The sequence below is a fragment of the Streptomyces sp. NRRL F-5122 genome, assembly GCF_001507435.1.
GTDB lineage: Bacteria > Actinomycetota > Actinomycetes > Streptomycetales > Streptomycetaceae > Streptomyces > Streptomyces lannensis.
The window spans coordinates 21024-40564 of sequence record NZ_LMWH01000242.1 but is presented as its reverse complement, the minus strand read 5'-3'; the positions used below and the strand labels follow the sequence as shown (position 1 = coordinate 40564).

General features: G+C 67.9%; 17 protein-coding genes and 1 pseudogene. 11 read left to right on the top strand and 7 right to left on the bottom strand.

The window, feature by feature from the left end:
- Nucleotides 1-322: 322 nt before the first annotated feature.
- Nucleotides 323-1572 (top strand): annotated as a pseudogene (locus ADL25_RS27285) (IS256 family transposase).
- A 57-nt stretch (nt 1573-1629) separates the two neighbouring features.
- On the opposite strand, the gene ADL25_RS27280 reads toward ADL25_RS27285, so the two are convergent.
- From ADL25_RS27280 to ADL25_RS27265, 4 genes are all read right to left on the bottom strand, one after another.
- Complete coding sequence (locus ADL25_RS27280) at nt 1630-2175, bottom strand: GNAT family N-acetyltransferase (RefSeq protein ID WP_059130482.1); 546 nt, start codon at nt 2173-2175, stop codon at nt 1630-1632.
- Nucleotides 2176-2297: 122 nt separating this feature from the next.
- A complete protein-coding gene (locus ADL25_RS27275) occupies nt 2298-2810 on the bottom strand; it encodes a hypothetical protein (RefSeq protein ID WP_234381061.1) in 513 nt (170 codons plus the stop codon).
- A 1324-nt stretch (nt 2811-4134) separates the two neighbouring features.
- Complete coding sequence (locus ADL25_RS27270; RefSeq protein ID WP_059130481.1) at nt 4135-5358, bottom strand: PP2C family protein-serine/threonine phosphatase; 1224 nt, start codon at nt 5356-5358, stop codon at nt 4135-4137.
- A gap of 210 nt (nt 5359-5568) precedes the next feature.
- Nucleotides 5569-6231, bottom strand: a complete 663-nt coding sequence (locus ADL25_RS27265) for a class I SAM-dependent methyltransferase (protein WP_059130543.1) — start codon at nt 6229-6231, stop codon at nt 5569-5571.
- 363 nt (nt 6232-6594) lie between these two features.
- Here ADL25_RS27265 and ADL25_RS27260 point away from each other — a divergent pair, with 363 nt between their 5' ends.
- Complete coding sequence (locus ADL25_RS27260) at nt 6595-7035, top strand: GNAT family N-acetyltransferase (protein ID WP_059130542.1); 441 nt, start codon at nt 6595-6597, stop codon at nt 7033-7035.
- A 305-nt stretch (nt 7036-7340) separates the two neighbouring features.
- Here the strand turns inward: ADL25_RS27260 and ADL25_RS27255 are convergent, their stop codons facing one another.
- On the bottom strand, nt 7341-7586 hold the full coding sequence (locus ADL25_RS27255) for a DUF5133 domain-containing protein (protein WP_059130480.1): 246 nt from the start codon (nt 7584-7586) through the stop codon (nt 7341-7343).
- 1271 nt (nt 7587-8857) lie between these two features.
- Between ADL25_RS27255 and ADL25_RS27250 the strand changes: the two genes are divergently transcribed.
- Nucleotides 8858-9061, top strand: a complete 204-nt coding sequence (locus ADL25_RS27250) for a cold-shock protein (RefSeq protein ID WP_059130479.1) — start codon at nt 8858-8860, stop codon at nt 9059-9061.
- 88 nt (nt 9062-9149) lie between these two features.
- Here the strand turns inward: ADL25_RS27250 and ADL25_RS27245 are convergent, their stop codons facing one another.
- Complete coding sequence (locus ADL25_RS27245; RefSeq protein ID WP_059130478.1) at nt 9150-9365, bottom strand: hypothetical protein; 216 nt, start codon at nt 9363-9365, stop codon at nt 9150-9152.
- Nucleotides 9366-11622: 2257 nt separating this feature from the next.
- Here ADL25_RS27245 and ADL25_RS27240 point away from each other — a divergent pair.
- Genes ADL25_RS27240 through ADL25_RS27230 form a run of 3 tightly spaced genes read left to right on the top strand, consistent with a single transcriptional unit; the run spans nt 11623 to nt 14200 of the window.
- The gene (locus ADL25_RS27240) at nt 11623-12516 is read left to right on the top strand and encodes an ABC transporter substrate-binding protein (RefSeq protein ID WP_059130477.1); all 894 of its coding nucleotides are present in this window, start codon (nt 11623-11625) and stop codon (nt 12514-12516) included.
- Nucleotides 12513-13430 carry an amino acid ABC transporter permease gene (locus ADL25_RS27235; RefSeq protein ID WP_059130476.1) on the top strand — a complete coding sequence of 306 codons (918 nt, stop codon included), beginning with the start codon at nt 12513-12515 and terminating at the stop codon, nt 13428-13430. The genes ADL25_RS27240 and ADL25_RS27235 overlap by 4 nt, the downstream gene beginning before the upstream one ends.
- Before the next feature lie 41 nt (nt 13431-13471).
- Complete coding sequence (locus ADL25_RS27230) at nt 13472-14200, top strand: amino acid ABC transporter ATP-binding protein (RefSeq protein ID WP_059130541.1); 729 nt, start codon at nt 13472-13474, stop codon at nt 14198-14200.
- A gap of 102 nt (nt 14201-14302) precedes the next feature.
- On the opposite strand, the gene ADL25_RS27225 is transcribed toward ADL25_RS27230, so the two are convergent.
- The gene (locus tag ADL25_RS27225; RefSeq protein WP_059130475.1) at nt 14303-15016 is read right to left on the bottom strand and encodes an SDR family oxidoreductase; all 714 of its coding nucleotides are present in this window, start codon (nt 15014-15016) and stop codon (nt 14303-14305) included.
- A gap of 171 nt (nt 15017-15187) precedes the next feature.
- On the opposite strand from ADL25_RS27225, the gene ADL25_RS27220 reads away from it, so the two are divergent.
- From ADL25_RS27220 to ADL25_RS27200, 5 genes are all read left to right on the top strand, one after another.
- Nucleotides 15188-15796, top strand: a complete 609-nt coding sequence (locus ADL25_RS27220) for a TetR/AcrR family transcriptional regulator (protein ID WP_059130474.1) — start codon at nt 15188-15190, stop codon at nt 15794-15796.
- Nucleotides 15797-16193: 397 nt separating this feature from the next.
- Nucleotides 16194-16535 (top strand): ArsR/SmtB family transcription factor, encoded by a 342-nt coding sequence (locus ADL25_RS27215; protein WP_059130473.1) that lies wholly within the window; start codon nt 16194-16196, stop codon nt 16533-16535.
- Nucleotides 16532-18259, top strand: coding sequence for a SulP family inorganic anion transporter (locus ADL25_RS27210; RefSeq protein ID WP_059130472.1), 1728 nt, complete (start codon nt 16532-16534; stop codon nt 18257-18259). Before ADL25_RS27215 ends, ADL25_RS27210 begins: the two co-directional genes overlap by 4 nt.
- The gene (locus ADL25_RS27205) at nt 18256-18651 is read left to right on the top strand and encodes a hypothetical protein (RefSeq protein ID WP_059130471.1); all 396 of its coding nucleotides are present in this window, start codon (nt 18256-18258) and stop codon (nt 18649-18651) included. Before ADL25_RS27210 ends, ADL25_RS27205 begins: the two co-directional genes overlap by 4 nt.
- Nucleotides 18652-18654: 3 nt before the next feature.
- Nucleotides 18655-19080, top strand: coding sequence for an ATP-binding protein (locus tag ADL25_RS27200; RefSeq protein ID WP_059130470.1), 426 nt, complete (start codon nt 18655-18657; stop codon nt 19078-19080).
- The last annotated feature ends 461 nt before the right edge of the window (nt 19081-19541 follow it).

Sequence of the window (19541 nt, the reverse complement as noted above, 5' to 3'; positions counted from 1 at the left end):
GGCCGACGATTAGGGCCCTGGTGTAGCCATCGGCGCAGGTGGTCGTAGTCGGGGGTCGAGTAGGAACCGCGCAGAGAGTGCAGTTTGGTGTACCCCAACCAGACACCAGCCGGGAAGCGAGCCCGAACCTGTCGTTCCGGCGGACTACCCACGCACGGCCACATCAGACACGGACATGAGCCGCGCTACAGATTCCACCACGAGCAATGCTCATGACCGTGGATCGGCCTCGGGTTGGGCGCAAAGGGCGTACCTTCCCGAGTGATCGACTTCTGGTCATCGAGTAGACCGACGTTGCACCGTCGGTCGGGAAGGCACGCCCGTGCTGAGCGTAGTAAATGCCGATGGAACGACCGAGACCGGCTCCATGATCGACGACATCGTCCGCGAGGGCGCGAGGCGGATGCTCGCCGCCGCCCTGCAAGCCGAAGTTAACGCGTATATAGCTGAGTTGGTAGACCAGCGCGACGAGCACGGGCGCCGCCTGGTGGTCCGCAACGGCTATCACCAGCCGAGGAAGGTCACGACCGCGGCCGGGGCGCTGGAGGTGAAGGCACCACGGGTGAACGACAAGCGCGTCGACGAGGCCTCGGGCGAGCGCAAGCGGTTCTCCTCCGCGATCCTGCCGCCTTGGTGCCGCAAGTCCCCGAAGATCAGCGAGGTGCTGCCGCTGCTCTATCTCCACGGCCTGTCGTCTGGCGACTTCGTGCCCGCACTCGAGCAGTTCCTGGTCGACGGCCGGGCTATCGCCGGCGACGGTCACCCGCCTCACTCAGCAGTGGCAGGCCGACCACCAGGCGTTCGGCGAGCGCGATCTGTCCGCCAGCGACTACGTCTACGTCTGGGCCGACGGCATCCACCCGCGCATACGCCTGAGGGAGGCGAAGCCGTGCGTGCTGGTGCTGATGGGCGTCCGCGCGGACGGCACGAAAGAGCTGATCGCCATGAACGATGGCTACCGCGAGTCCGCCGACTCCTGGGCCGACCTGCTGCGCGACTGCCAGCGGCGCGGGATGCGAGCTCCTGTGCTCGCGGTCGGCGACGGCGCACTCGGCTTCTGGAAGGCCCTGGCCGAAGTCTTCCCCGAGACCCGGCATCAGAGGTGCTGGGCTCACAAGATCGCCAACGTTGCGAACGCCCTGCCGAAGTCCGCGCAGCCCGGCGCGAAGAAGGCCCTGCAGGAGATCTACAACGCCGAGGACCGCGACCACGCGCTCAAGGCCGTCGCCGCGTTCGCCAAGAGCTACGGCGCGATTCCCCAAGGCTGTCAAGAAGATCACCGACGACGTCGACGAACTGCTGGCGTTCTACGACTTTCCCGCCGAGCACTGGATCCACTTGCGCACAACGAACCCGATTGAGTCGACCTTCGCCACCGTTCGCTTGCGGACCAAGGTCACCCGAGGGGCCGGCAGCGCGGCCGCCGCCTTGGCCATGGTCTTCAAGCTCGTCGAGTCCGCCCAGGCCCGCCGGCGGGCCGTGAACTCACCTCACCTCGTCGCCGTCGTCCGCGCCGGAGCCCGCTTCGAACGCGGACAGCTCATCGAGCGCACGCAGCCCCTCTCGGCATGACAACCTTGCTGTCCCTGTCGTCGTGCCCTACCTGGGCCAAGATCAGGATGCTGGCTGTCACAAAGGCGACAACAACATGAGGACCTCATCGCGATCGTCGTCGGAGGCCAACCGCAGAGCGCCGGGCCACCTGCCGATCTCCTTCCAGCCGAGTCGGCCATAGAACTCTTCGAGACCGACACCACCGCGGGCGGCAAGGTGCAGCTGCTCCAGGCCCATCTCGTCGCGGGCGACCTCACGGACCCGGCTCATCAATGCCGCGCCGATCCCCTGGCCCCGGACGCCGAGACGGGTTTGCACGTGGTGAATCGTGCCCCAGTGCGCGACGGGCGGGTGGGGATCGCAGCGGATGTTCAGCCAGCCCGCGACGGTGCCGTCGGCCAGGGCGATCAGAAGGCGGCTGGTCGTTGGGGCAAGCTTCTCGATGATGCGGTCAAGGACAGCGGTGACCTCTGCGGCATCCACCGGCGGAAAGGGGAACCCGGCCGCCCCACCCGCATTGCTCACCTCGGTCCAGCAGTCCACGAGGGTCTGCTTCAGCTCGTCAGTGATCTCGTGCGGGTCAACGATCTGGGTGAAGCCAAGGGCGTTGCTGCTGGTCATGGGGACGAGTGTCACAAACGAGCCGCGCTCGTCGACACTCGGGGGCAATTACTCCGGCCTTGGCGGAGCCGTCACTATGGGCGAGTCGCCCTTTGAGGTGTGGGGGAACGAATCGAGTGCTCTCAGGTGATACCCAGGCGCCCCAGGACTCCGCCTACGGTAGGGCTAGGAGGGCCTGAGCTACCACTGAGTGGCGAGCCCCACGTGGGGTCGTGCCATCCGCTCCCGGCTGAGTGCTCAAGCAGATGCTGTGCAGTGGCCGGGGCGATGTCCTGAGAGGCTCCTACCACGATCAGAGCGGCGGTGAGCGTCGCAGCTGCCTTGTCCGATAGGGCGTGCTCGGTGAGCAAGGGAAGCAGCAACAGGAGACGGGCAGCTGGGTCCTCGATCCCTTCAGCTATGGAGCTCGGACTGTCAACGATGCGGATGAGTTCACGCCACGTCAGCGTGTCTCCATGCAAGTCGCCATCCCAGCTGGCGATTTGCTGGGCACTGCTCCAGCTCGGATGCGTGAACAAGTAGTCGACTCCGTAGTCGCCGACAAGATTGCGGTAGACCACCACGGCCTCGTACCCGCCCTCAACCGGCATCCGGAACACCGGCCACCGCTCCGGGTCCATGAGCAGGTCGGACATGGCGTCGACATCGGCTCCGTCGTCGCCGAACCACTCCGGCTCAGCACCCGCATCACGGCAACACGGGCCCCACAGTTCGACCAGAAGCCCGGACGGTCTACAAGTGGCTCGCCGGCGACCAGCGGGCCGCCCTTGTATCCCTCAATCAGCACGTCGTAAGCCTGCCATCTGCTACTGACCGAGTTCGCTCCGGGCGCCGACGCGGAGGTTCGACAGAAGCGGAACAGCCCTTTAGCGCTCCCTTAGCGCCGCTTCTTCGTGCTGTCTTGGTTTCGCTCCTGCCCGCCCAACTGACGATCGGTTTTCCTGGAGGTGATGACCCGGCATTCCCCCGTGCGGCGGCCCACTGGAGCCGCCTGGGACCTGCGCGGATGCAAGGAGTGGTTGTCATCGCCTGTCAACCGGTTCGCCTCGGACAGCCCAGGCATGGCCCGCCATGTGGCAGCTTTATGATCTCCGTATGGGGTATCCCGCTACAGACGAACTGTCGTCCGCAGAGCGCGCATTTATGATCAACGCGTCCGAGATCGACATCCTTCCCGGCGTCCGAGGCGATCTGGACGAGCCGCTCGTGTCCGGAGGCCCCTCAGTTCTTGCTGCCATCCTCCTGCCCCTCGTCGACAAAGGTTGGATCGAGGTATGCCACCTCGTTCCATGGACCGCCCCCGATGGGGCTCAAGGTCTTCAGCCCGGACCTTCCGTCCCGCGACAAGACCTTCCTGCCCTGCTGGCAGATGCCAAGAACTGGGAGTACCCCGGTGACGGTGAATGGCTGGGCCGCCTGACACTCGTCCTTACCGAATCGGGACGACGGAGCCCCCGGTGACCTGCAGCGAAACACGCGGTAGGCGAGAGCGCGTCGCCGTGCCCGTAGAAGCTCCCCGGGAGTGTTCCGCGGGACTTGCGCCGGTTGTTGTCCGCAGACCGTGATGAGTGACGGCTCCAGATCAATGCCCCATGCGTCATGGTGCACACGCTCTGCCGCTGCACAGTCACAACTGGCCACCGCTGGCTGAGACCTGCGGCCACTGATCGTCTGGGCCGAGCGGTCAGCCCCATCAGTTCCCGTAGCCCCCGTCCTGGAATCGGCTGCGTGACCGGGCTGGATCACCCGAAACCCTCCACCAGACCTACCGCCCGCGCCGGCCCCTGAGGGGGACGTCCTCTTAGGGTGTCGCCGTCATGAGATCGAATTACTCGATGACCAACTCACGCCCGCCGGAAGGATCCTCCAGCGCCGGCCGGGAAGATCGCGTCTGCGGGCCACTCGCCGTCAGATCGGGCACGGCCGAGTGACGTACCGCGTGCGCTGCATAACTCAAAGTTATAGGCGAACGACAACCAAGGCTATGTCGTCGTTGGCGCCCTTGGTGACGCCGAGGCGGGCCAGCAGCGCGTCGGCCAACTGGTCAGGGGCAAGGGTGGCGTCCTGGGTCAGGGCTTTGGTCAGATGGGCCAGGCCGGTGTCGATGTCCTCGTCGCGCCGCTCTATGAGCCCGTCGGTGTAGAGCACGAGCGTGTCCCCCTGGGTGTAGGACATGCTGGCCTGCGGGCGGGGGACATGATGCGGGCGGGCGCCGAGCGGCGGATCCGTGGCCCGGTCCAGCAGCTCGCAGGTCCCGTCGCGGTGGAGCAGGACGGGTGGCGGGTGCCCGGCGTTGCTGTAGATGATCAGTCTGGTGCGAGGGTCGATGAGTACCTTCACTGCGGTTGCGGCCGTCGCGCCTTCAATGGAGCGGGCGTACAAGCCAAGGATTTCCAGGGCCTGGGCTGGGCTGGGGAGGGCCCGGATGGCTGCGCTCAGGGCGCTGCGAAGCATGCCCATGACGGCCGCGGCCTGCAGGCCATGGCCAACGACGTCTCCGACCGCCACCGAGTAGAGATCGGGCGGCAGGTCGACGATGTCGTACCAGTCGCCGCACACGTTGAGTGATGTCGCCGCGGGCAGGTAACGCACGGCGATGTTTTCGTATCGGAGCAGGTCAGGGTCATCGAGCATGGCTTCCTGCAAGGTGACGGCGACCTGGCGTTCACGGGCATGGGCCTGGCGCAGCTCCTGGTTCAACCGCTGCAGCTCCCGCGCCCGCGCGTAGAGCTCGGCGGCTATGCCCTTGTCGTGCTCGGTGAGGTGACGTGCCCTGGGTGAGTGGACGAAGGCGGTGACATCGTCGGCCCGTTGGACGACCCACCTCACGTTGCCGTCCGGCCCGGGAATCGGAGTATGGACCACGGACCACCACCGCTCCTCGAACTTGTGCGGCTGGGCGGGGGCGGCGATGTCGTATCGCTGCAGCGTCAGGATGTCCGGCTTCCCGGTGTCCAGGGCTTTCAGCAGTGACGCCTTGAGGTGGTCTGCATCGTTCCCGGGGGCGCCGGGGTTTCCTGGTAGCGCGTCGAAGAAATACTTCCCGATGAGCTCTTCCCTGGTGCGCCCGGTGATCTGCAGACATGCCGGATTGGCATAGCGGATCACCAGGTCCTCGTCCAGCACCAGATACGGGCTCGGCGCGGCGTCGCAGAAGGTTGTGAAATCAATGTCTAGTGACATACGCGCTCTCCAGGGTTCGCGAGCGCGACCACCTTGATGTCATTTTATGAGCGATGCAGGTCCCGGGCTCGCTGGCCGCAACCGGCGCCTGAGTGCGCGACCGGAGCCCACCGTGCACGTCATTTGTGAGCCAGGCTGAGCGGTTCGTGCGGATGGTGGAACACCTATGGGCGGGCTTGTGGACCCGCCCTCAGAGTCGCCGCCGAGGGCTCAGCCGGAGCCGGCCGACGGCTCAGCGAGACCGACGATGAAGTTGTCGCCCACCGGCTGGACACGGGCCGACCAGCCCAAAGCGGCAAGGTCGGCTGCGAGGGTCCGAGCATCGTGGAAGACCTTGACGATGCGGTATTCGCTGCCGTCATTAAGTCGACGCCGCACCGCAGGTGCGGACTGGTCTGCGAGAACCTCCTCACCAGCGGCCTCGGCGGGCCCGTTGTCGATGAAGATCGCTTTGCCATGCGGGGTGAGTGCGGTGGCCACAGTGTCCCAGAAGTCGGGCACCCGGGACGGCGGGACGTGGGAGAGCCAGAAGGCGAAGAACACGGTGTCGTAGCGACGCGGCGGTCGCCAGGCCAACACGTCGGCCTGGATGAACTGGACCGTTTGCGACACGGTCTGCTCACGCGCGATCGCCAACACTTCGGGGGCCGCGTCGACGGCGGTCACCGAGCGGGCTCGAGCGGCGAGCGCCTGCGTCCACCGGCCCGTGCCGCAGGCCAGCTCCAACACGTCTCCGGTGACTGGGAGAGTGTCGATCAGAGCCAGCAGCTCCCGCAGGTCCTCACGCCCGGCATAAACCCGGTCGTACTCGGGTGCGCGGGCCCGGTAATACGCGATCTGCTCCGCCAAGAGAGCGTCGTCATCGCTGACCATGACCACAACCGTAGCCATCTTGCCGATCCCTTGGCGACCCCCGAGACGGCCCGGCCGACTCCTCCCGAGGCATGACGGGTAAGGCGGTCGAGAGGGCGAACGTCGCCTGATGCGGCAGCGCGAGGGTGCGCCGCGGCATGTGCTTGGACGGCTGCCGGGTCCGGTCGCAACGCCTCGGTCAGCCCGAGGAATTCGGCCGGCGTTGATGCCACGGACACCGGCACCGAGATTCGGCTCGACATCGATGCATCGCGCGCACCCCAACTCACCGCTGCTCACTTCGCACTTGCGTCCGAGGCCTCCGAGGAGGAGTGACCCGTCAACGCGATAGACCTTCTCGGTCAGGCCACTAGCCTGGTGATCATGACGAACTGGGAAGTTCGGCCTGCTTCCGCGGCGGACGTCGAGGTAGTGGCCGAGTTGCGCGCCGTGGTGCTGCGGGCCGATCTGGAACGGCTCGGGCGGTACGACGAGCAGCGAGTGAGGCAGCGCCTGCGGGACGGGTTCACGCCTGCGCATACCTGGGTGATCGAGGTGGACGGCGTGTTCGCCGGCTGCGTGTCGCTGCGTCCGGCCGAGGACGCCCATTGGCTCGAGCACTTCTACCTGGCTCCGCACGTGCAGGGCAGGGGCATCGGTACGGCCGTACTCAGCGGGCTGCTGCGGCAGTGCGACCGCGATGGCACCCTGGTCCGACTGAACGTCCTGCAGGGCAGTCCGGCCCGGCGGCTGTACCAGCGGCACGGATTCGCCCTCCAGGCCGAGGATCCGGTGGACGTGTTCATGGTGCGCAAGCCGGCGTGAGCTGTGTGTAGGCAAGGGTTGAGGCGTCGGAACGCGTCAAAGCCGTGCCCCCACTCGGATGCGAACGCTCCGTCGCGGTTCACCGTCCAGTCGATCTCCCCCATCGCCGACACCAGCGGCTCGACCCCACCTTCCCCGTGCACGTACAGGCCAGAGCCCTGAGCGCAGCGCGCCAACTCCTGCTCCCCGAACGCCTCTACCCCGTGAACCGCGAGATCCTGACTCACCTGAGCCAATGACCCGGACCGCCACACCGAGACGGTCTCCAGGAACGCCTTCAAACACGTCGTCCGGCGAGTCTGGGCTTACGCGGCCAGTGTCGCGTCCTCTCGGGTGGGGCCCTCACGGTCGGCACCGAGTTGATGCAGCAGTGTTTCTGCGGCGAGCAGCGCCTGTTCGGCGGGGCGGGTCCCGGTCATTACGCACAGCGTGTATGTGGCGTCCTCGAGGTCCCGGCTGGTGCGACCGGTGGGGCGCACGTCGTGCTCAATGCGCGCATGAGCAAACCTGGCCAGTACAGCGCGCAGTTCTTTCTCCACCGGAAGGATCATGGTGGCTCCTCTCCCAAAAAGGCACGGCCCGCTGGGCGGGCGAACGCCACCGCGAGGCACAGGTTGCATGCAGGGCACCAACGCCGCTCCCCACTCCGAGCGACGTTGAGCAGGTCTCAGGTTCCCCGCAGTGAAAGGCCTATGCCTGCAGAAGTCGTGAACGGCGCGAGGAGCGCAGTCTGCTGGCAGAAGACAACAAGGCTGTGCCGCCAGGGCTGCACGCGCACGCGGCCGGCTGCCGGTCCTTGAGGGAGGACGAGCATCCGCTATCGGTCGGATTCGCCTCGCTGGCCAGGCCCGCCGGGCGCCCCCGCCCGCTCCCAGCGACGTACCGCGCCTGGTGCGGCGCCCAGGCCAGCTCGCCGGACAGTATTCACGGCGTGTGACTGCGCGTCCGCGCTTTGTTCCGCCTGGCCCACCCGCCGGATGAGTGAGCGTGGCGAGGCGGGCCGTATGAACTCTCGCCATGCTGAATTGTTGCGGCACGTGCGGAGCAACAGAGAATGCGTCCACTACGGCCGTAATCCTTTCGGGTGGCAGGCTTGTCCGCTGGTTGGCCGCGTGCCCGGCCGGTGCATGCGGTTTCACCCGACCTCTCGCTGTTCCAGCGTCTGCGTCGCGGCGGCGCTGTACCAGCGGTGCGCGCGGCTGAAAACGTCAGGACCGTGCCCCTTGGAACGCTCGAAACGGATGACGGCGGACGTGACGCGGAGGGTCTTGATCTCCCCGGCGGCGCCCAGGGGCCGGGGGCGCCGTTGGACGGTCGACGCGGCCGGTCAAGAATCGTTGACGGCAAAAGGGTCGAAGACTCGGGAGCGGCCGGGATTGTCGGTTCGCTGGGCCAGGCGGGGTGGGCGCGCCCGGGGTGCACAGGGTGGGCTCTGCACGGCCGTGGGGGGCTGCGATTGGCGCAGGTCTCGCCTGCCACGCGTGTTCAGCCCAGCTCTGCCTCTGCGCGCCTGGGCGGCGTAGTGCGGCCGGCGCGAGCGTGATGGCGCTTTCTGCTTATAGGACACTTGCCGCAAGTAGGTCCTCGCCTTCAATGGCCCGCGGCAGCAGCAGCATCGGCGCTTGACGAGTCTCGCAGCGTTTCGGTTAGCGGTGCGCCAGCAAAGGCGTTAGCGTAGTACCTAGAGCAGTCGTGGTTCCGAAGTCGTGCGCCCGTGGACACCTTGCCCGCGGGCGTTTTTGCTGTGCAGCCCACTCCGGACCAGGGCGATCACCTCCGGGCCCGCAAGGTGCAGGCCCGAACCCTCTTGAAGGAGATAGGCATGGCCAAGGGCACTGTGAAGTGGTTCAACGCGGAGAAGGGCTTCGGCTTCATCGAGCAGGAGGGCGGCGGCCCGGACGTCTTCGCCCACTACTCCAACATTGCCGCCCAGGGCTTCCGCGAGCTGCAGGAGGGCCAGCACGTGGAGTTCGACGTCACCCAGGGCCAGAAGGGCCCCCAGGCGGAGAACATCCGGGTCATCTGACCCAGCTCCTGCACAGGCCCGGCACCCGTGGAAGGTGCCGGGCCTTCGTGTCCGGCCATCGGCCGCGAGCGCTTCGCGCTGAGCGGCATCAACCGGACGGTTCCTCGACCGAGCGGCCGCCGTCCCCGAGAGCGCGGCGCGGGCTCGGGGACGTCACCAGAGGGGCGCCGAGCACTCCGCGGGCCCGCAGCTCGTCGACGTCGGGAAGGCGGACTCCGGGGAGCTCATCAAGAAGGTCGGCCTCGGAGGCGCGGATGTTGTTCGCGTCCTGGGGGCCGGTACCAAGGGTGCGGCGGGTCGTCACTCGATCATCGTACGGGCGGCCGTCTCGCGTTCGCGCCGCGGCGCCTGGCCGGACGCGGCGGCCTCACTGCTCGATATCAAGCCATCCTTCTGGCAAAACCGCTCAGTCTCCGATCACCGTGGGCCTAGCGGCGGTCACGGTCATCGTGTACCAGCTGGTCTTGATGGCGATCTTCTGCGCGCTCTCGTCCGTCGGCCCGAGAAGTCCGGTGCGTGACACGTCTGCGGTGGCTCTTCGCGGGCGCTGGGCGGATACGACGGTGCCCAGGTGCTACTGACGACGGTGGCCCCGGCCGGCGCTTGCCCCTGGTCGGACGGCCCGTCTTTCTGATTGACCACTGCGGCGCACTCCGCGTCGAACGCCTGTTGCAGTGCGCCTCGCGCGTCCGGGACGGCCGCGACCTGGACGAGAGGGTGCTATTGCTGGACATCCGGTTGTACGAGCGGGGTGTGCCGGGCGCCTCGTAGACACACGGCGGCCGGGGGGTCCACAGCCGCGGGGCTGAGCGGGTGCCTGTCGCCGATCAGTGATCAGGCCTGCAGTCGGCCCTCCCCGGGCGAGATTCCCGTGGTCGTTGCCTCGGTTCAGCTCTTTGGGAGGTCCCCGGCCTGGCTGCTCGCCGCTGGACCAGCTACTTCACGTTGCAACGATCTCTCCGGCCGCCAGCAACACCGACCATGAACTTCGCATCCCGGTGGTGACGGTGGTACGGCCTTCATGATCGGTCGTCAGGCTGAGGCTGGTACGCGGCGGCCGGAAGCTGTCCTCGATCCTTTACGCAAGCTCGGCGCTCCACGGGGCGGGGATCGCGCCTGGCGGGCAGAGCTCGGGGTCCGCCGTCCGGCGGCGAGTGAGGGACAAGTGGCCGATGAGCCGACTCGTCCTCAGCCGTTTGTGCTCTACTCAGGGCAAAAATGTCGCAGTGCGACGCATCTCGGCGCTCCGGTCTCTCGGATTGCCCGGGTAGCCGACAGGAGGCCGAGTGGTCTGGAAGTTCTCCGTGAGCGGCGTGGGATGCAGGGCCTGTCACAGATTCGGGCTGTGCTTGGTGGTCATCACAGCGAAGCAGTGGTGAGTCCGGAGTACACGAAGGCGGTCAGCGTCCCTGCGGGGCCAGTACGCCCGCCCCGGAAGCGCCGACGAAACCGGAGAGGACGGATTGCGGCGCCGGCTGATAGCCATCGTGTGACCAGGCGCACCGTTCGGGCGTCCGACCCGGCGGCTGAGCAGTGCTGGAGTCGTTGTTTCACCCGTGCAGGCGCAGGGGCATCCTTGGCGTGAGGCCTTGATTCCGTTCTGAAGACGGCGGGGAAGGCTTGAGACCTCGGAACGCGTAAGGGCGCACCCCGGCGCTCGGGTGCGGCCGCCCCGATGGAGACGGTTCTTTCGAATAGAGGCAGTTCCTTCGCAGGGATGCGGGCGGTGCGCCCTCCCCCATCGGTCGTCCGGCTCGGCCGACTGTCGGTCCTTCCTCGCCGGCAACGGCCCCAGCAGGCGCAGCAGGCCGTGCGAACTGCTCGATACCGCGCACGGCTGGCCCTCGCGCGTGAGCCCGAGCGAAGTGAAGTGGATCTGGTCGGGGGCGAGATGGCCGTGAGCGTGCGCACCCAGGCAAGCAGGTGGGCCTCGTGCCGGTCATGCACCGGCAGTGACGAGGGGTCGCCTACGCGGCGAAAGGCTCCATGAGGCTTCAGCCGAACGATCGTCCTCATGGGCAATAGGTGAGGCCCGGGGACACTGTCCCCTTCACCACCACAACTTCCATAACCACCGGCACCTTGCGCATGTTCCCGCCCCGCCGCCGAACTTCCTCGGCGCGGCGGGCGGGTCCCGCTCCGGCCCGAGGGAGTGATCGCGCGGGCCGTCGTAACTTGGGGTCAGCGATGGGCCTGCCTCAAGGAGGGCGGTCGCCTCCCCGACCTATCGATGAGCCGGGAACACGGTCAGCCCTCGGGTGATCTCCCCCGTCCCCCGGCACTGTGCTCGGCGGGCCGAGCGCGTCCCGGACGCGATCCTGTGCGGTGGACGGGGCCGGAAGGGCGCTGTGCACGACGCGCTGGCGCACCGGCGGTCGAGGACTGCCCGTCAGCCGATGCGACGGCCTTCGAGCGTCCCCGCGGGCGGAGCGGCTCTCGGGCAGAGGCGCGGCCTCCAGTCTCAAGGAGGCTGTTCACAGCATTGCAACACCCGTTCCCACTATGCGGACAGTTCCCGATATGGCTCGACAGAGGGGGGCGTGCGCTGCCACTCTCCCGCCATGCACCTCGCCCTACGCGCGATCCGTCGTACTGCTCCCGCGGCCGCTGCTGCTGTCCTGCTCGCCCTCGCTGTGGGCTGCGCCCCGCAGCCGGAGGACCAGGCGGCCGGTGCCCCCTCCTCCTCGGGGGCCGCCGGAACCACCTGTGTCCAGGGCAAGTTGGTCACGAAGAGCGCCGGAAAACTGACGATCGCCACTGACTCCCCCGCCTATGAGCCGTGGTTCAAGGACGACAAGCCTGCCAGTGGTAAGGGCTTCGAATCGGCGGTCGCTTACGCGGTGGCGAAGCAACTGGGCTACGACAAGAGCGCCGTCGTCTGGCAGTCGGTGCCCTTCAACAAGGCCTTCGCTCCCGGCGAGAAGACATTTGATTTCGACATCAACCAGGTGTCGATCAGCAACGAGCGTAAGAAGGCCGTGGACTTCTCCTCCGGCTACTACGACGTCCGGCAGGCTGTCATCGCGCTGAAGGATTCCAAGGCGGCGAAGGCGACAAGTATCGCCGATCTGCAGAACGTGAAGCTGGGCGCCCAAGTCGGCACCACCAGCCTCGACTACATCAACGACGTGGTGAAGCCGAAGCAGGACCCGGCCGTGTACGCCAAGAACGACCAGGCCAAGTCCGCGCTGAAGAACGGTCAGGTCGACGCGATCGTGGTCGACCTGCCGACCGCCTTTTACATCACCGCGGCCGAGGTGACCGACGCCAAGATCGTCGGACAGTTCGAGAACGAGGGCGGTACGCCCGAGCAGTTCGGCCTCGTCCTCGACAAGGGCAGCGCGCTGACTTCCTGCGTGACAAAGGCCGTGGACAGCCTGCGCGAGGACGGCACGCTCGCGAAGATCGAGCAGGAGTGGCTGTCCGACGCCGTCGACGCTCCGGTACTCAAGTGACGGTCGTCAAGGAGGAGTCCGGGCAGGACGGCTCGGGCGACGACCCCGGCACGCCCCGCGGGGACGACGGTTACGTCCCCTCGCAGCGGCGGATCGAGCGCGAGGCCTACAAGCGTGCCCGCGCCCGCCGCGCCACCGCGATCGCCGCGCTCTCCACCCTCGTCACCGCCGTCGTCCTGTATCTGATCGTCGTCGGCGCACCGGGATGGCCGCGTACCAAGGAGACGTTTTTCAACGGGCAGTACGCGCGTGAGGCGTTGCCGAAGGTCCTCGAGGGGCTGTGGCTCAACGTCCGGCTGCTGCTGGTGTGCGGCGCCGCCGTCCTCGTCCTCGGCATGCTGATCGCCGTGGCCCGCACGCTGAAGGGCCCGGTGTTCTTCCCGCTGCGGGTGCTGGCCGCCGCCTACACGGACTTCTTCCGCGGGCTGCCGCTGATCATCAATTTGATGATCGTGGTTCTGGGTGTGCCGGCGCTACGTCTGCAGGGCGTGACCGTGGACCCGGTGCTGCTGGGCGGTACGGCGCTCACGCTGACCTACTCCGCATATGTCGCCGAGGTCTTCCGCGCCGGCATCGAGTCCGTCCACCCCTCGCAGCGCGCCGCCGCCCGCTCACTGGGACTGACCAAGCGGCAGGCCCTGCGCCATGTGGTGCTTCCCCAGGCCGTGCGCCGGCAGGTGCCGCCGCTCCTCAATGATCTGGTGTCCCTCCAGAAGGACACGGGTCTGGTGTCGATCGGCGGGGCGGTGGACGCCGTGCGCGCCGCCGACATCATCGTGGGCCGCAGTCTCAACTACACCCCCTACATCATTGCGGGGCTCGTCTTCGTGGCGCTGACCATCCCGATGACCCGCTTCACCGACTGGGTCACCGCCCGGATGGACCGCCGCCGGGCCCAAGGAGGCACGCTGTGAGCGACATCCGGCCCGGAGCGGACGCCGCCCCCGTCCTGCGAATGGAGTCCGTCCGCAAGACCTTCGGTGGCACGGTCGTCCTGCGCGACGTGAACCTTGCCGTCGCCCCCCACACCGTGACCGCGCTCATCGGGGCCTCCGGCTCCGGCAAGTCGACGCTGCTGCGGTGCGCGAACCTGCTCGAGGAGATCGACGACGGCGCGATCTGGCTGGACGAGCAGGAGATCACCGATCCGCGCGTCGACCAGGACGCGGTGCGACGCCGGATCGGGGTTGTCTTCCAGGCCTACAACCTCTTCCCGCACATGAGCGTGCTCGACAACATCACCTTGGCCCCGCGCCGTGTACACAAGGTGGGCCGGTCGGAGGCGGAGGAGCACGCCCGCGAGCTGCTCGACCGGCTCGGGCTCGGCGCCAAGGCAGTCGAGTTCCCTGACCGGTTGAGCGGCGGTCAGCAGCAACGCGCCGCCATCGTCAGGGCGTTGGCCGTGCGCCCCAGGGTGCTGCTCCTCGACGAGATCACGGCCGCGCTCGACCCGGAACTGGTCGGTGAGGTCCTCTCCGTCGTCCGGGACCTCAAGGACGACGGCATGACCATGGTGCTGGCCACGCACGAGATGAGCTTCGCCCGGGACGTCGCCGACCAGGTGTGCTTCCTCAAGGACGGGGTGATCCTGGAACACGGCACGGCCCAGGAGCTGTTCGGCGCCCCACAGCAGGAGCACACCCAGCGGTTCCTGCGCCGGATCGTGGAGGCGGGCCGCCTCTAGGGAGGGCCCTGTGCGCTGCTGGGCGGGCGGCTCGCCCTGGCCCCGGCCTGATCGCCGGACCCGTTGACTGTTCCCGGTCAGAGCCGAGTGCGGATCTGCTCGTCAAGGACGGGCGTGAACACCGACGCCTCCAGAGACGATGAGGTTGTCGCCGGTGATGTAGCCGGCGGCGTCCGAGGCGAGGAAGGCCACGGCTTCGGCGATGTCGGCGGCAGCGCCGACACGGCCGAGCGGAACCCCCCGAGCCCAGGAGTCGATCATCTCCTGGGAGACACCCATCTTGCTGTAGGCGGGGGTGTTGATCAGTCCTGGGCTGACGGCGTTGACGCGGATGCGGCGGGGAGCGAGTTCGAGCGCGAGGGACCGTACGAGGGGCACCAGAGCGCCCTTGGCGGCTGTCATGGCGGCTCCGACCCCTTCACCGGCGCCGACGGTAAACACGACCGAGGCACCTTCGTTGAGGAGCGGGAGCGCCTTTTGCAGGGTGAAGAAGTTGCCCTTGACGTTGATGTCGAACAGCGCATCGAAGGCGTCTTCGTCGGTTGAGTCGATCGAGCCGGGACGGGAGATGCCCGCGTTGAGGAAGAGCAGGTCGAGGGAGCCGAATTGTTCGCGTGCCTGGTCAATCGCATGGTCAATGTCCGGCAGGGACCGTGCGTCGGCCCGGACGACCACGACGTCTTCGGGAAGCCCCGCGTTGGCGACATTACCGACGCCGGTGACCATGACGCGGTAGCCGCGGGAGTGGAGCAGTTCGGCGGTCGTCTGGCCGATGCCGCTGGTTCCACCGGTGATCAAAGCCGCAGGTGCAGACATGATGCGTTCCTTTGTGTGCTCCGGGAGGTGGGGGTGGTCGGCGAGCGTTCCGGGCCGTGGAGCGGCGGGCTGTGCTGCAACGACCACCTTTTGTCAGCGTACGATGGTTTGGCAGCGACTGCCAAGTGTGATGCTACTGCCAGACTGGCAGTGCTGGGCTAACCTGGTGGCATGAAGCAGGTAGCCAAGAAGGCAACGGGCGGGTCGACCACGCTGTGGGACCGGACACGGCAGCTGGCCTCCCAGGAGATCCTCGAGACGGCTCTGCGCCTGTTCACCGAGCAGGGCTACGACGAGACGACCATCGCCCAGATCGCCCAGGAGGCCGGCGTCTCCCAGCGCACCCTCTTCCGCTACTTCGGCACCAAGGAGGACCTTCTGGGCGGCGACCAGGGCCGGTTCGGGCAGGTCCTGACGGACACGATCAGCGAACAGCCCCCGGAAGCCGACGTCTGGGAGACCTTGCGCGCAGGGATCGCTGCCGTACTGGCCTTGCACGACAGCCGCGAACAGGCCCTGGAACGGTTTCGCCTTCTGCACAACACCGCTTCTCTGCGTGCCGGTTGGCTCGAAAAGCGACTGCGGTTCCAGGAGGACCTGCTGCCGTTCATCGAAGCGCGTATGGGCACCGGTTCCGGCAGTACGGATCCGAGGGCCCGCGCGGTGATCGCGACGGCGTTCGCGTGCCTGGATGCCGCATCGATGACATGGGTCGGCAACGGCGGCAAGGGCAACATCATGGACCTGTACGACGAGTGCCTGGCTGAAGTGCGCAGCTGAACCGCAGCGACCAGCCGGCCCGGAAGCTGTGGACCGACAGCGCCAAATACATGGGCCCGAACCGCATTACCAGCAACGCTGAGACCGGTCAGCACCACCCGGTGATCATTTCCGGTCGCAGCACTGGCTGGACCATCAGCATGTCGGCGCACCTGTCGCTTCCGGTCACCTGACGAGTTGTCCACGAAGCGGGTAGAGCAGATCGGCGACGTCGTCGACCAGGCCGGCCGGACGCCCGCCCGGCCGGTTCGCGGCGGGAAGACCGGGCAGCAGGCGAATGCTGAATTGCAAAATTTCGCAATTGGTTAGATGCTGTCTTGGCTGTGCTCGCAGGTAGCCGCGGGCACAGCCCTTTGTGTCTGCCCCGGGTGGGGCTTGTAGGGGAGGCCGAGAGGTCATGTCCGTTCCGCTGTACCAGGCCAAGGCCGAGTTCTTCCGGATGCTGGGACATCCCGTACGGATTCGGGTGCTGGAGCTGCTGCAGGACGGGCCCATGCCGGTGCGGGAGCTGCTGAATGCGATCGAGGTGGAGCCCTCCGCCCTGTCGCAGCAACTGGCGGTGTTGCGTCGCTCGGGGATCGTCACGTCGGTGCGGGAGGGCTCGACCGTGGTCTACGAGTTGGCCGGCGGCGATGTGGCCGACCTGATGCGGGCCGCGCGGCGGATCCTGACCGAGATGCTGGCCGGGCGGGGCGAACTGCTGGCCCAACTGCGGAAATCCGAGGTCGCCGCCCGATGAGCACCATGTTCAGCCATGTACGGGCCCGAGTGGCGGCGTTGCTGCCCGGTCGCACCGACCTCACGGAGGTGCGCCGTGATCCACGTCGGGACCTGCTGGCCGGTCTCACCGTGGCGATCGTCGCGCTGCCGCTCGCGCTCGGCTTCGGCGTCTCCTCCGGGCTGGGCGCCGAGGCGGGCCTGGCGACCGCCGTGGTCGCGGGGGCGATCGCCGCTGTGTTCGGCGGTTCCAATCTGCAGGTGTCGGGCCCGACCGGCGCCATGACGGTCGTACTCGTCCCCATCGTGGGCGAGTACGGGCCAACGGGCGTCCTCACGGTCGGCCTGATGGCGGGCGTCCTGCTCGTCGCACTCGCTGTGCTCAGGGCCGGCCGTTACATGCGGTACATCCCGGCCCCCGTGGTGGAGGGCTTCACCCTCGGTATCGCCTGCGTGATCGGTCTGCAGCAGGTCCCGAACGCGCTGGGCGTGCCCAAGCCTGAGGGCGACCGGGTGTTGGTGGTGACCTGGCGGGCGGTTGAGGAGTTCGCCACGTCCCCGAACTGGACGGCGCTCGGCTTCGCGGTCACGGTGGCAGTGGTCATGCTGGTCGGGGCCAGATGGCGGCCGACCGTTCCCTTCTCCATCCTGGCCGTGATCGCCGCCACGGTCGTGGCGCAGTCGGCCCGCCTGGACGCCGCGAAGCCGATCGGCGACCTGCCATCCGGGCTGCCCCTGCCATCGCTGTCCTTCCTCGACCTCGGCTCGCTCGGCACCTTGCTCGCCCCTGCGGTGGCGGTCGCCGCCCTGGCCGCTCTGGAGTCTCTGCTGTCCGCATCGGTTGCCGACGGCATGACGGTCGGCCAGCAGCACGACCCGGACCGGGAGTTGTTCGGACAGGGTCTGGCGAACATCGCCGCCCCGCTGTTCGGTGGAGTCCCGGCGACCGGCGCGATCGCCCGCACCGCGGTCAACGTCCGCACGGGCGCCGGCTCCCGGCTCGCTTCCCTCACCCATGCCGCCGTCCTCGCGATCATCGTCTTTGCGGCGGCGCCCCTGGTCTCGAAGATCCCGCTCGCCGCGCTCGCCGGCGTCCTGTTGGCCACTGCGATCCGGATGGTCGAGGTCGGCTCACTGAAGGCCATGGCGAAGGCCACCCGCTCGGATGCTCTGATCCTTGCCCTGACCGCGCTGGCGACGCTGGCCCTGGACCTCGTGTATGCCGTGATCATCGGCTTGGTCGTCGCGGGCGGCCTCGCCCTGCGCGCCGTGGCCAAGCAAGCCCGCTTCGACCAGGTACCACTGGACCGGGGCAACCACAGTGTGGAGGAGCACGCGTTGCTGGCCGAGCACATCGTCGCCTATCGCATCGACGGGCCGCTGTTCTTCGCCGCCGCCCACCGCTTCCTGCTGGAGCTGACCGAGGTCGCCGATGTCCGCGTCGTCATCCTGCGCATGTCCCGCGTGTCGACGATGGACGCCACCGGTGCCCTGGTCCTCAAGGACGCAGTTCAGAAGCTGCACCGTCGCGGCATCCTCGTTCTGGCCTCCGGCATACGCGCGGGTCAGCGCCAGGTCCTCGACTCCGTCGGCGCCCTGGAGTTGCTGCGCCACGACAGCCAGGAGTACGCCACCACCCCCGATGCGATCCGGGCCGCGCGCCACCACCTGGAGACGGCCGGAGTCCTCCCCGCCCTCCCCGCCCACCAGCAGTCCCCACTCTCCAGCGAGGAAGGCCTGCGATGAGCACTTTCCGCTACATCCTGCGCGTGGTCGACTTCTCCGGCGCAGCGGCCCCATGGCTGCTGGAGCGCAGCACCCCGGCGCGGCTGCTGTGCGTGCAGCGGGATCGGACCATGGTGCGCCGGGCGAGGCATGTGTGGGGGTACGGCCGTCTGATCGTGCGCGCGTTGGCCCCGGCCGCGACGGTGCCCCACCACGTGGAGGAGATCCGCACCGTGCCCGCCGGCGGCTGGACGGTCACCGTCGCCGTACCGGCCGAGGTGATCACAGACCCCGCTGATGCCACCGACTACCGGCGTGCCCTGTCGGGCCGGAGGCACGGCCGGCACGACACCCTGCTATGCCTGCATCCCAAGACCGTCACCGGTTTCCGTCCTACCCGTGCGGAGGCGTGAAACGTGTCCACGCAGTTGGAAGCCCTGCCCTACTGGCATGTACTCACCCTGCCCACCGAGCCGTCGGCCGTGCGGATTGCCCGCGAGACGGCGCAGCAGGCACTGGTCGAGTGGAGGATCGGACTGCGCCACCCCACCGTGGACCCGGCCCTGCTGATCCTCAGCGAGCTGGTCACCAACAGCGTCAGGCACGCCGCGTCGTTGTCCCCGCAGGTCACGGTGATCTACGCGGCAAGCCCGGACTGCCTGGCCATTGCCGTCCACGACCGCCATCCCTACCAGCCCCCGCTGTACGGAGCGGTCACCGGTGCGGCGGGCGGCGGCCTGGCCACCGTCATGGAGCTCGTCCTCGCCCTGGGCGGCACCGCGGTGGTGCGTGCGGATGCCGACGGCCGGGGCAAAAGCATTTGGATCACCCTTCCCCTCTGACCGATCAGCACGTCCGAGAGCGACCGCCGTCGCAGAAGCCGTCCTCATGACCATCGACGGGCGCTGCACAGTCGAGGAGAACCTCGGCATTATGTCCGTCGGCGTATGCCTCGGCCCGGGTGCCCTTCTCGACTGCGACGCTTACCGCCGTCTTGAAGTTCAGCACGTCGACAGCGACCAGGCGGTCTGCCGTCCTGACGAGCCGGTCCGCCCCACTCGCCCTTCACTCACAACGGACCGGCCGCGGACCAGGCATTTCAGTCACCCGTCACCGCGCTCCTCCCTCACGCGACGCGGTGGTCGGCACCGGTCGGCGTCGCGGATGCCCTGGGTGGACCGACCGCCGAAGGACAGCTCAGCATGCGGGGCTCGCCGCCGCGAGGGCGCCGGCCGTCCGCGCCGACGGCGGCAGGGCGGCACTTGAGGCGGCAGGCGGAGCTTTTGAGCCCGGCGACGTCGGC